Annotated in this window: 12 protein-coding genes; 2 read left to right on the forward strand and 10 right to left on the reverse strand. The window is 58.2% G+C overall.

Annotated elements, in window-relative coordinates; translation table 11 throughout:
- Window positions 1-505 precede the first annotated feature (505 nt).
- The 10 genes from trxA to AWT75_RS15530 form a co-directional block, all read right to left on the reverse strand.
- Complete coding sequence (gene trxA / locus AWT75_RS15485) at window positions 506-868, reverse strand: thioredoxin (protein ID WP_062790291.1); 363 nt, start codon at window positions 866-868, stop codon at window positions 506-508.
- 154 nt (window positions 869-1022) lie between these two features.
- Window positions 1023-1370 carry a 5-carboxymethyl-2-hydroxymuconate Delta-isomerase gene (locus AWT75_RS15490; RefSeq protein WP_062790225.1) on the reverse strand — a complete coding sequence of 116 codons (348 nt, stop codon included), beginning with the start codon at window positions 1368-1370 and terminating at the stop codon, window positions 1023-1025.
- A gap of 1 nt (window position 1371) precedes the next feature.
- Complete coding sequence (locus AWT75_RS15495) at window positions 1372-2322, reverse strand: class I SAM-dependent methyltransferase (protein WP_062790228.1); 951 nt, start codon at window positions 2320-2322, stop codon at window positions 1372-1374.
- A gap of 117 nt (window positions 2323-2439) precedes the next feature.
- Complete coding sequence (gene coaD / locus AWT75_RS15500; protein WP_045848205.1) at window positions 2440-2964, reverse strand: pantetheine-phosphate adenylyltransferase; 525 nt, start codon at window positions 2962-2964, stop codon at window positions 2440-2442.
- Window positions 2965-3143: 179 nt separating this feature from the next.
- On the reverse strand, window positions 3144-4115 hold the full coding sequence (locus AWT75_RS15505; RefSeq protein ID WP_062790231.1) for a peptide ABC transporter ATP-binding protein: 972 nt from the start codon (window positions 4113-4115) through the stop codon (window positions 3144-3146).
- Complete coding sequence (locus AWT75_RS15510) at window positions 4115-5086, reverse strand: ABC transporter ATP-binding protein (protein WP_062790234.1); 972 nt, start codon at window positions 5084-5086, stop codon at window positions 4115-4117. The genes AWT75_RS15505 and AWT75_RS15510 overlap by 1 nt, the downstream gene beginning before the upstream one ends.
- Window positions 5087-5096: 10 nt before the next feature.
- Window positions 5097-6020 carry an ABC transporter permease subunit gene (locus AWT75_RS15515; RefSeq protein WP_193394093.1) on the reverse strand — a complete coding sequence of 308 codons (924 nt, stop codon included), beginning with the start codon at window positions 6018-6020 and terminating at the stop codon, window positions 5097-5099.
- 17 nt (window positions 6021-6037) lie between these two features.
- A complete protein-coding gene (locus tag AWT75_RS15520; RefSeq protein WP_062790237.1) occupies window positions 6038-7066 on the reverse strand; it encodes an ABC transporter permease subunit in 1029 nt (342 codons plus the stop codon).
- Window positions 7067-7500: 434 nt separating this feature from the next.
- Window positions 7501-9099, reverse strand: a complete 1599-nt coding sequence (locus AWT75_RS15525) for an ABC transporter substrate-binding protein (RefSeq protein ID WP_062790240.1) — start codon at window positions 9097-9099, stop codon at window positions 7501-7503.
- A 174-nt stretch (window positions 9100-9273) separates the two neighbouring features.
- A complete protein-coding gene (locus AWT75_RS15530) occupies window positions 9274-10395 on the reverse strand; it encodes a beta-ketoacyl-ACP synthase III (RefSeq protein WP_062790243.1) in 1122 nt (373 codons plus the stop codon).
- A 349-nt stretch (window positions 10396-10744) separates the two neighbouring features.
- Between AWT75_RS15530 and iscR the strand changes: the two genes are divergently transcribed.
- Window positions 10745-11239, forward strand: a complete 495-nt coding sequence (gene iscR, locus AWT75_RS15535; protein ID WP_045848180.1) for a Fe-S cluster assembly transcriptional regulator IscR — start codon at window positions 10745-10747, stop codon at window positions 11237-11239.
- A gap of 27 nt (window positions 11240-11266) precedes the next feature.
- Window positions 11267-12484 (forward strand): IscS subfamily cysteine desulfurase, encoded by a 1218-nt coding sequence (locus tag AWT75_RS15540; RefSeq protein WP_045848181.1) that lies wholly within the window; start codon window positions 11267-11269, stop codon window positions 12482-12484.
- Window positions 12485-12510: the final 26 nt, after the last annotated feature.

The following is a 12510-nucleotide window of genomic DNA, read 5'->3' on the forward strand; positions in this document are numbered from 1 at the left end:
CGCCAGCGTTCAATCTGAGCCAGGATCAAACTCTTCAGTTCAATCTCATAGCAAATTTCTGGCACGCAAGATCAAAGAAAATAACAAGTATTTCTTGTCTTGCAGTGCAAGTATTTGGCTTTCGCCAAGTACTCACACCTATCGGTTATTCTGTTTTTTAAAGAGCGGTGCAGGTCGCTGCGTTTCGTTTCCGTCGCTGCGTTGTCTGCTGAGGAGGCGAACTATACCGCCCTGACCCACCCTCGTCAACACTTTGTGCGAAGAAATCTGCAGGATTCGCCAAAATTCCGTCGCACAGACCGCTAAGTCACTGAACGGTAATGCTTTATGAAATGCGGGTTTCATGACTGTTTTGCTGCGGGTGCACAGTCAGCGGCGCACCGGCGTTCATCCTGACGCTGACGCATGCAGGAAACTGGCGCAAAAAGCTGGTCTCAGCACCGACACAGGCACAAAAGCCCGGCTGAGCCGGGCTTTTTGCATGGCGTGCGTTCAAGCACGGTCATCATTCTTCTTGTGCGGCGATATCTGCCTTGACCTTTTCCATGTCGAGATCACGCAGTGCCTTGATCAACTCTTCCAGCTGCGCTGGCATCATCGCGCCAGCCTGGTTGAAGACGATGATGCCGTCTTTGAGCGCCATCAGGGTGGGGATGGAGCGGATCTGGAAATGGCCAGCCAGTTCTTGTTCTTCTTCAGTATTGATTTTGCCGAACACGATATCAGTGTGCTTGAGTGCAGCCGCTTCAAAGGTAGGGCCAAACATTTTGCAGGGGCCACACCATTCGGCCCAGAAATCCAGAATGAGGATGCCGCCCTTGTCGACGGTTTCATTGAAACTGCTGCCGGTGATATTGATGGTGGCCATGCTGCGCTCCTTGCCGGTAACCGGCATGTATATATAGGTGGTAGCAGCAAGATGGGATGCGTGCTGGCTTTTACAAGAGCTGTGCGCCGGTTTGTGGCGGGTTCAGGCAGAAAAAAGGCTCACTGTTGTGAGCCTTCATGTTCTGCCAACGGTATTACAGCCAGCATTTGCGGTAGCTGTCGCGTTCCATCTGACAGACTTCCACGCAAAGCTGGGTGCCGGTGGGGCCTTGAATCTGTTGTTGCAGGACGGGCAGCAGGCTGTCGGACAGCTGTTGACGAGTGGGCAAGTCACGACCACTCAGGATATGGAGTTGCAGGTGCACGAACGGAGCGCTACCCGGTGTGGTGCCGGTGAGCCAGTCTTGCAACAGGATGGCCCGGCTTTTGATGTCTTCTGCCTGGAACTGGCCGCTAGCCAGTAATGCCTGATTGATGGCCAGCAAGGTGGCGGGGACATCCAGTTGCAGCCCACTGCTGTATTGCATGATGACTTGTGGCATGTCAGCTGGCTTTCTTTTTCAGTTGGTAACACTGGTGGATCTTGCGGTTGCGGAAGTCTTCCGGCACGGACTGCCCGCTGATATCGCGGATGTGATAGTCCTCGGCCAGGCGTTCGTCCAGCACGAAGCTGCGCAGATTATTGGAGAAGTACAAGGTACCACCCGGTGCCAGCAATGCCATGGCGTAGTCGATGAGCCAGACATGGTCGCGCTGGACGTCGAGGATGTCCTGCATTTTCTTGGAATTGGAGAAGGTGGGCGGGTCCATCACGATGAGGTCGAACTGCTTGCCCTCGTCCACCGCTTGCTCCAGATACTGGAATACATCGGCACGCACCAGTTGATGGCGGGCGAGATCCAGTCCGTTCAGCTCGAAGTTGCGGCGCGACCAGTCCTGATAGGTATTGGACATGTCGACGGTTTCCGAGCTGACAGCACCGCCTGCACCGGCGTAGACGGTGAAGCTGCCGGTATAGGCAAACAGATTGAGAAAGCGCTTGCCCGCGGCTTCTTCACGCACGCGTTTGCGGGTGTTGCGGTGATCAAGGAACAGGCCGGTGTCCAGATAGGCATCCAGATTGACGATGAAACGCTGGCCGAATTCGTGCACGATGAAGTCATCGCCCAGCTTGCCCACTTTTTCGTACTGGCTGACGCCCTTCTGGCGACGGCGGCTTTTCAGGGTGATGGCGGATTCATCGCGGCCGGTAACTTCGGCGATGGCAGCCATGATGGCGGCAATCCATTGCTGGTAGACATCGTCTTCCATTTCCCAGCCGGTGTCGTACTCCTGCAGATGCACCCGATCCCCGTACAGGTCTACCGCCAGCGGAAACTGCGGTACGTCCTTGTCGTAGACACGCCAGGCATCCAGCCCCTGGCGGGAGGCCCACTTGGCGTAGTGCTTGTAATTTTTCTGCAGCCGGTTGGCAAAGGCGGAGACATCGACCATAACATTCCTTGGCGACAGCAGCCGGTGTGGCACTGCCGGGTAATTCATTCGGACAAAAACAAAACGCGCGCCAGCATAAGCGACCGGCGCGCGCATCAGCAAGTCCTGCCTGACCGCCTATTCCGGCTGGTACATGGCGATCAGCTTGCGATAGACCGGCTCGGGCAGATACTGGCGGATCATGTTCTGCCAGCCACGCGGACCGACCAGGCCCTTGACCATGGTGGAGGACACTTCGGCATATTCCCGCGGCGGCAGCAGGAAAATGGTGGTGATGTCCGGGTGCAGATCGGAATTGATATAACGCATGGTGCGTTCGTATTCGTAGTCGCTGGCGGTGCGAATACCGCGAATGATGTAGTTGGCACCAATGCTCTGGGCGTAGTTCACCAGGAACTGGTTTTCGAATACATCGACCCGCAGCTTGTTGAAACCACGCGTAACGGCACGCAGCATCTCGACGCGTTCGTCCACACTGAAGGTACAGTGCTTTTCCGGGTTCACGCCGACTGCCACGATGAGTTCGTCGAACAGCTCTACGGCTTCGCGAATCATCCACAAGTGACCGTTGGTGACCGGGTCGAAACTTCCGGCATACACGGCTCTTTTCACTTCTCGTTTTCCTTTGGATGTGTGTGCCATGGCGACTGTATCGTGCAGTAGTGGGAGGGTAAAGGCATTTTTGTTGCGCTGCGCCAAAAATGCGGGATAACAACAGGGTTTTGCGTCATTTACATCATGATTGCAGAACATTCTGGTGCAAGAAGCAAGAAAGGCCGACAAAATGCCGGCCCTTGTCATGAAAACCGCACCGGAATGGGTCAGCTGTTGATGTTTTCCGCGTGATGGCAGGCCACCATGCGCTCATCCAGCGCACGCAGTTCCGGCACTTCCTGCTGGCAACGCTCGTTGGCAAACGGGCAGCGCTTGTGGAAGGTGCAGCCGGACGGCGGATTCAGCGGGCTGGGCAATTCACCATGGATCTTGATCTTGACCCGCCGGTCTTCCGGGTGAATAGAAGGCGTGGCGGACAGCAAGGCCTGGGTATAAGGATGCAGCGGTCGGGAATAGATCTTTTCCTTGGCACCCACTTCCACCGCACGGCCCAGATACATCACCATCAAGTCGTCGGCTACATGCTCCACCACCGCCAGATTGTGCGAGATGAACACATAGGCGGTGTTGAACTCTTCCTGCAGATCCATGAACAGGTTGAGCACCTGGGCCTGGATGGAAACGTCCAGTGCCGAGGTGGGTTCGTCAGCCACCACGATCTTGGGGTTGAGCATCATGGCGCGGGCGATGGCGATACGCTGGCGCTGGCCACCGGAGAACATGTGCGGGTAGCGGTAGTAATGTTCCGGACGCAAACCAACCCGTGTCATCATGGCGCGCACGCGCTCCTCACGCTCGCTGGCGGACAGGCTGGTATTGATGTCCAGCGGCTCGCCCAGCTGGGTGCCGATCTTCTGGCGCGGGTTGAGCGAGGCGTAGGGGTTCTGGAACACCATCTGCACCTTGGTGCGCATGGCTTTCAGTTCGGCTTTGCTAGCCTTGGCGGCATCCTGCCCGTCCAGCAGCAGCGAACCGGAAGTCGGCGGCTCGATCAGCGTCAGCTGGCGTGCCAGAGTGGACTTGCCACAGCCGGATTCGCCCACCACTGCCAGCGTCTTGCCAGCCTGCAATTCAAACGATACGCCGTTCAGCGCCTTGACCTGTGCCGACGGCTTGAGAAAACCCTGGGCCACATCGTAATAACGGGTGAGGTCCCGTGCCTGCAATACGGTACTCATCATGCCTCCTTGGCCGTAATCGGGTAGTGGCAGCGTACGACGCCACCGTCAATGGCGGTCAGGCCCGGTCGCTGGGCCTTGCACTTGTCCTGAACATAAGGACAGCGCGGAGACAACAGGCAGCCGCTTGGCCGGTCGTACTGCCCCGGCACGATGCCAGGCAGGGTGGACAGGCGATGCGCGCCCTTGCTGTGTTCCGGAATGGACTTGAGCAACGCCTCGGTATACGGATGAGTCGGGGTGCGGAAGATGCCCGGCACCTTGGCCATTTCCGCCACTTGCCCTGCATACATCACCGCCACCTTGTGCGCCACTTCGGCCACCACGGCCAGGTCATGGGTAATCATGATCAGGGCCATGTTCTGGCTTTTCTGCAGATTGACCAGCAAGTCCATGATTTGCGCCTGGATGGTTACGTCCAGCGCGGTGGTGGGCTCGTCGGCAATCAGCAGCTTGGGATTACAGGCAATGGCCATGGCAATCACCACGCGCTGGCTCATGCCACCGGACAACTGGTGCGGGTAGGCATTCAGCCGGCTGGCCGCCGCCGGGATTTCCACCATTTCCATCAGTTCCAGCGCGCGCTGTTTCAGTGCGGCACCACGCAGGCCCTGGTGGATTTTCAGCACTTCCATGATCTGGTAACCCACGGTATAGCTGGGGTTGAGCGAGGTCATCGGATCCTGGAAGATCATGGCGATATCCTTGCCGACGATCTTGCGACGCTCGCGCGCCGAGATGGTAAGCAGGTTCTTGCCATCAAATTGCAGGGTGTCCGCCACAATGCGGCCCTGTCCTTCCAGCAGGCCCATCATGGCCATCATGGTGACTGACTTGCCCGAACCGGATTCGCCGACGATGCCGACGATTTCGCCCTGATTGACGCTCAGGTCCAGTCCTTCCACTGCGCGGAAGGGATTCTTTTCCGAACCGAACTCCACCGAGAGGTTCTTGATTTCCAGCAGACTCATACTTCCCTCCTCAGGCGGCGCGCTTCAGTTTCGGGTCCAGCGCATCGCGCAGGCCGTCACCCATCAGGTTGATAGCCAGTACCGACAGCAAAATGGTGAGACCAGGCAGCGACACCACCCACCAGGCACGTTCGATGTAATCACGGGCAGAGGCCAGCATGGTGCCCCACTCCGGCGTAGGCGGTTGCACGCCCAGGCCCAGAAAGCCCAGTGCGGCAATTTCCAGAATGGCCGAGGAGAAGCTCATGGTGGCATGCACGATCAAGGGAGCCATGCAGTTGGGCAGCACGGTGTTGAACATCAGACGGAACAGGCCGGCACCGGACACGCGCGAAGCGGTGACGTAGTCGCGGTTCAGTTCGGTCATGGCCGAGGCACGGGTCAGGCGCACATAGGCAGGCAGGGATACCGTGGCAATGGCAATCATGGCATTGAGCAGGCCCGGCCCCAGGATGGCCATGATAGCCACTGCCAGTAGCAGGGACGGCAAGGCCATCATGATGTCCATCACCCGCATGATCACGCCGCCCAGCACCTTGGGAAAGAAGGCTGCCAGCAGACCCAGCACCACGCCGGGCACCATGGCCAGCAACACCGAGCACAGGCCGATGAACAACGACAGGCGTGCACCGTAGATCAGGCGCGACAGGATGTCGCGGCCCAGCTCATCGGTACCCAGCAGGAAGGCACTGGAGCCGCCATCCAGCCAGGCCGGCGGCGTCAGCAGATGGTCGCGGTATTGCTCGATCGGGCTGTACGGTGCTACCAGCGGAGCCAGCACGGCGCACAGCACCACGATGCTCATGAAGATCAGGCCGGCAACCGCGCCCTTGTTATAGGAAAAGCCCTGCCAGAATTCCTTGAGTGGCGAGGGATAGTTGACTGCCGCATCTTCAGCGGGCACGGCAGCGTTCTGCATGTTTGCATTAGTCATGTCGATACCTGCAAGCGTTATTTGGCGTGGCGGATGCGCGGGTTGGCAACACCGTACAGAATGTCCACCAGGAAGTTGGTGATGATCACCAGCGTGGCCACGATCAGGATGCCGTTTTGCACCACCGGGTAGTCACGGCGGCTGATGGCGTCGATCAGCCACTTGCCGATGCCGGGCCAGGAGAAGATGGTTTCGGTCAGCACCGCACCACCCATCAGCGTGCCCACTTGCAGGCCGATCACCGTCAGCACCGGAATCAGCGCATTGCGCAGGGTGTGGACAAAAATCACCCGCGCCGGCGACAGGCCCTTGGCCCGTGCGGTGCGCACATAGTCTTCACGCAGCACTTCCAGCATGGAAGAACGGGTCATCCGTGCAATCACCGCCAGCGGGATGGTGCCCAGCACGATGGCAGGCAGGATCAGATGCATCAGCGCATCCTTGAAGGCACCGGCATTGGCGGACGGATCCGCCGCTTCGGCCAGCCAGGTGTCGATCAGCATGAAACCGGTGCGCGGCGTGATGTCGAAGGCCAGGTCCAGCCGTCCGGAAACCGGCGTCCAGCCCAGCTTGACCGAGAAGAACATGATAAGGATGAGGCCCCACCAGAAAATCGGCATGGAAAAGCCGGTGAGCGAAATGCCCATCACGCCATGGTCGAAGATGGAGCCGCGCTTGATGGCGGCAATCACCCCGGCCAGCAGGCCGAACACCACGGCAAAGGCCATGGCGGCCAGTGCCAGTTCCAGCGTGGCGGGGAACAGGGTCTTGAACTCGGTCCACACGCTGGTTTTGGTCACCAGCGACTCACCCAGATTGCCATGCAGCAAATTGCCGATGTAGTCGACGTACTGCGCGTACAACGGCTTGTCCAGCCCAAGGCGGTGCATGGCATCTGCATGCATTTGCGGGTCGAGTGTGCGCTCACCCACCATGACTTCCACCGGGTCGCCGGGGATCATGCGGATAAGGCCGAAGGTGAGCAAGGTAATGCCGAAGAACGTGGGAATCAGCAAACCCAGCCTGCGGAAAATGAAAGACAACATACGTACTTCTCCCGTGTATCCGGCCTGCTTTACAGCATGGCAGACGGACACCTTTATTTCAGACCCAGATCGTGGATGGGAATGTCATGAAAACCGGCAAGGAAAAAGCAGCAGGACAGCAGAAGGGAAGCGCGGAGGTGTCGGGCCGAAGACGCCAGCTGAACCACCCACCTACATCAGCTACGCCTTCGCCGCGACGGAGTGAACGATATCACCCGGCGGCAAGCATGCCTTTGATGCAGGTCAAGCCTGTCGCCATGTGGTGATGGCGCAAGACTGTATCACTTCCGGTATGTACTGCCGATGCTGCATGGCCAGCCCTGCCGGCGCCACCGCTCTTGCTCTGATGACAGGATACGGTAGTGTTTCATGCAAAACATCGGGGGCTTGCGCCCCCGATGCCAAAGACCTCCCGGCAAGGAGGTCGGACTTGCTTACTTGACGCTGACGCCGTAGAAGGAGTTCAGGCCGAACGGGCTGACCTTGAAGCCAAGCACCGACTTGGACATCGGCTGTACCACGGTGGAGTGGGCAATGGTGGTGAAAGGCAGCTGCTGTTTGTAGATTTCCTGTGCCTTCATGTACAGCTTGGTGCGCTCGGCCACATTGGTGGTGCGCTTGGCTTTTTGCAACAGGTCTTCAAACGGCTTGTAGCACCACTTGGCAAAGTTGTTGCCGTTCATGGCTTCGCAGCCCAGCTGGGTGCCCAGCCAGTTATCCGGATCACCATTGTCACCGGTCCAGCCGATCAGCATGGCATCATGCTCGCCAGCCTTGGCGCGCTTGATGTACTCGCCCCATTCGTAGGTGGTGATCTTGGCCTTGACGCCGATCTTGGCCCAGTCAGCCTGTACCATTTCGGCCATCAGCTTGGCATTCGGGTTGTACGGACGCTGTACCGGCATCGCCCACAGGGTGATGTCGAAGCCATTCGGGTAGCCAGCCTTGGCCAGCAGGGCCTTGGCTTTTTCCACGCTGTACGGCGCATCCTTCAGGCTCTTGTTGTAGGACCACTGGGTCGGCGGCATCGGGTTGGTGGCAGCCTGGCCAGCACCCTGATACACGGCGTCGATGATGGCTTTCTTGTTGACAGCCATGTCCAGCGCCTGGCGCACTTCCAGTTTTTCCAGCGGCTTGTGCTTCACGTTGTAGGCCAGGTAGCCCAGGTTGAAGCCGGCTTGGGAAATCACGTTCAGCTTGCTGTCGGCCTTCATCGCGGCGATGTCGGTCGGACGCGGGTAAGCGGTAATCTGGCACTCGCCAGCCTTCAGCTTCTGGTAGCGCACGGACGGGTCGGTGGTGATGGCAAACACCAGGTTATCCACTTTCGGGCCATCCGCCTTGTCCCAGTACTGCTTGTTGGCAGCAAAGCGGATCTGGGAATCCTTCTGGTAGCGCTTGAAGATGAAGGGACCGGTACCAACCGGTTGCTGGTTGATCAGCTGCGGGGTGCCTGCCTTCAACAGCTTGTCGGCATATTCGGCCGACTGGATGGAGGCAAAGCTCATCGCCAGGTTCTGCAGGAAGGCCGCGTCGATGCTCTTCAGCGTGAACTTGACGGTATTGGCATCCAGCTTTTCCACCTTGGTGATGTTCTCATCCATGCCCATATCGGTGAAATACGGGAATTCGGTCGGATAAGCCTTGCGGAAGGCGTTGTTCTTGTTGAGCATGCGGTCGAAGGTGAACACCACGTCGTCCGCATTGAAGTCGCGCGTCGGCTTGAAGTAGTCAGTGGTCTGAATCTTCACGCCCTTGCGCAGATGGAAGGTGTAGGACAGGCCATCGGCAGCCACATCCCATTTCTCAGCCAGGCCCGGTACCACCTTGGTACCGCCGCGCTGGAATTGTACCAGGCGGTTGAATACGGTTTCGGCAGAGGCATCAAAGTCGGTGCCCGTGGTGTACTGCCCCGGGTCGAAACCCGCCGGGCTGCCCTCGGAGCAATATACGAGCGTTCCTGCAGCTTGTGCAGCCATCGAGGCCGAGGCGATCAGGCCGGCGGCCAGCAGCATTTTCTTTGCAGCTTGCATTGTTCTTCCTTTTCCTTGTGTACGACTTTGCGTCTTGTTCGATCTTCTGTATCTCACAGCAAACCTTGTGGGTCTGCATTGGTGGAATACATTAGGCAGAGAGGTCTGGTTTGACAAGCTTCCTGCCTCATTTTCGCTTTTATGCTTCCTGAGGCAGGCCGACAAGGGCAAAAACTAGCACTTTTTAACCACAACACTGCCCACCGAGTAGCCCGCGCCAAAGGACGAAATCACGCCGACATTACCTTTACTCATACCAGCTCGTCGCAAATGGAATGCGATGATGGAACCGGCCGAGCTGGTATTGGCATAGCGGTCCAGAATGACCGGGGCTTCCTGCTCGCTGGCATCACGCCCCAGCACGCGACGGGCTATCAGCTGATTCATCGCCAGATTGGCCTGATGCAGCCAGAAGCGGCTGACCTGCTGCGGCTGGATATCCAGGCTTTCCAGATGTTGCACGATATGCTCGCCCACCATCGGACATACTTCCTTGAACACCTTGCGGCCCTGCTGCACAAACAGTTTGTCGACCTGACCAATCCCCTGCTCGTCACAACGGTTCAAAAAGCCGAAGTTATTGCGGATATTGTTGGAAAACACGGTAGCCAGACGGGTACCCAGAATCTCGAACTGCTCGGACGAGGTGGCCGATTCGGCAGCTTCCAGCACCAGCGCGGTGCAGGCATCACCAAAAATGAAATGGCTGTCGCGGTCGCGGAAATTGAGGTGGGCCGAGCAGATTTCCGGGCTGATCACCAGCACGGCGCGCGCCTGGCCGCTCTGGATGGCATTCACCGCAGTCTGGATGCCGAAGGTAGCGGACGAGCAGGCCACATTCATATCGAAGGCATAGCCCTGCACTCCCAGCGCCTGCTGGATTTCAATGGACACCGCCGGGTAGGGACGCTGCATGTTGGAACAAGCCACCAGCACCATGTCGATATCAGCAGCGGTCTTGCCAGCCTGCGCCAGCGCGGCCGTAGCCGCGGCAACACCCATCTCGGCCTGGATGGACAGCACATCATTGCTGCGCTCGGGCAGGTAAGGCGTCATGCGCGCCGGATCCAGCACCCCGTCCTTGTCCATCAGGAAACGCTGCTTGATACCGGATGCCTTCTCGATGAATTCCGCACTGGATTCGGCCAGCGCCGCCACGGTTCCGGCCGCAATTTCTGCCGCATGTGCCGCATTCCAGCTGGCAACATATTGATTGAAGGCGACGACCAGTTCTTCGTTGCTGACAGCATGCGGCGGCGTGAACAAGCCGGAGCCGCTGATGACCACTTTCTTCATTTCCCTGTCTCTCTCTGACAAAGACACCGCCTGTGGCAAGTGGCCGGCACTGCGCGCGTGCCAGCGCACACCAATGCCCACATGCAACAGGCGGTACCTGTGATGGCACCCATGTAAACGGGCGTTTGCTTGAATGATACACCAAGCTGCGCGCTGCCCTGCAATTAAAGCCCCCGGCTCTTGATAAACCTAGTAAAATGCTCAACTTTGCCTTTGTCCAGCTGCTTCTGGCCCGACGCATGCAGCATGTTCCTGTCCGCTTGGCGCACATCAGATGCGCGATTAATAGTTGACAAAATTAGTCGGGAATTGGGTATAATCAGCTTAACCACCCACCGGAGTAAAAAACATGCGTCTCACTACCAAAGGCCGCTTTGCGGTTACCGCCATGCTGGACCTGGCCATGCGTGAAGCCAATGGCCCGGTAACCCTGGCCGGCATCAGCGAGCGCCAGAGCATTTCCCTTTCCTACCTGGAACAGTTGTTCGGCAAACTGCGCCGTTCCGAACTGGTAGACAGCGTACGCGGCCCTGGCGGCGGCTACACCCTGGCTCGCATCCCTGCCGATATTTCCGTGGCCGACATCATTGCCGCCGTGGACGAGCCGGTTGATGCCACCCAGTGCGGCGGCCGCGAAAACTGTCACGACAATCACCGCTGCATGACCCACGACTTGTGGACCAATCTGAACGCCACCATTTTCGACTACCTGGCCAAAGTCACCCTGGGCAGCCTGGTTGAAAAGCAGCGCGCCAAGGAAGCAGCGGCCAAAGAAAACAATGTAATGCAGGACAAGCGCGAAAGCAGCCCCCGTATGACTGCCTCCGCCTCCAGCGCACTGTAAGCGCACCGCATCCCCGGAGAATTGATAATGAGTCAGCTCAAGCTTCCCATCTACCTCGACTATTCCGCTACTACCCCGGTTGATCCCCGTGTTGCCGCGAAGATGATTCCCTATCTGACCGAGCAGTTCGGCAACCCGGCCTCGCGCAGCCACAGCTTTGGCTGGACGGCGGAAGAGGCGGTAGAGAATGCGCGGGCAGAAGTGGCCAAGCTTTTGAATGCCGACCCCAAGGAAATTGTCTGGACCTCCGGTGCCACCGAGTCCGACAACCTGGCCATCAAGGGCGCAGCCCAGTTCTACAAGAGCAAGGGCAAGCACATCATCACCGTCAAGACCGAACACAAGGCGGTGCTGGATACCTGTCGCGAACTGGAACGCCAGGGCTTCGAGGTGACTTATCTGGGGGTGCAGGAAAACGGCCTGATCGACATTGAAGAATTCAAGGCGGCCATCCGTCCGGACACCATTCTGGTGTCGGTGATGTACGTCAACAATGAAATCGGCGTGATCCAGGATATTCCGCAAATCGGCGAAATCTGCCGTGAAAAAGGCATCATCTTCCACGTGGACGCCACCCAGGCACCGGGCAAGGTGAAGATGGACATGAATGTGCTGAAGGTGGACCTGATGAGCCTGTCGGCCCACAAGGCCTACGGCCCGAAGGGTATCGGTGCACTGTATGTGCGTCGCAAGCCGCGCGTCCGTCTGGAAGCCCAGATGCACGGTGGTGGCCACGAACGCGGTTTCCGCTCCGGCACCCTGCCGACGCACCAGATTGTCGGTATGGGCGAAGCCTTCCGCCTGGCCCGTGAAGAAATGGACAGCGAGAGCGAACGCATCCGCATGCTGCGCGATCGCCTGTGGAACGGCATCAAGGACATGGAAGAGGTGTACATCAACGGCGATATCGACCAGCGTGTACCGCACAACCTCAATGTCAGCTTCAACTTTGTTGAAGGTGAAAGCCTGATCATGGCGATCAAGGACCTGGCTGTTTCCAGCGGTTCGGCCTGTACTTCGGCTTCGCTGGAGCCGTCCTACGTGCTGCGTGCTCTGGGCCGCAACGACGAAATGGCACACAGCTCCATCCGCTTTACCCTGGGCCGCTTCACCACCGAAGAAGAAATCGACTTCGCCATTGCGCTGTTGAAAGATAAAATCGGCAAATTGCGCGAACTGTCCCCGCTGTGGGAAATGTTCAAGGAAGGCGTGGACCTGAATTCGGTACAGTGGGCCGCCCACTGAACTATCAATGATTTTGCGGGAGTAAC

Source organism: Aquitalea pelogenes (genome assembly GCF_001515305.1).
GTDB classification, from domain to species: Bacteria; Pseudomonadota; Gammaproteobacteria; order Burkholderiales; family Chromobacteriaceae; genus Aquitalea; species Aquitalea pelogenes.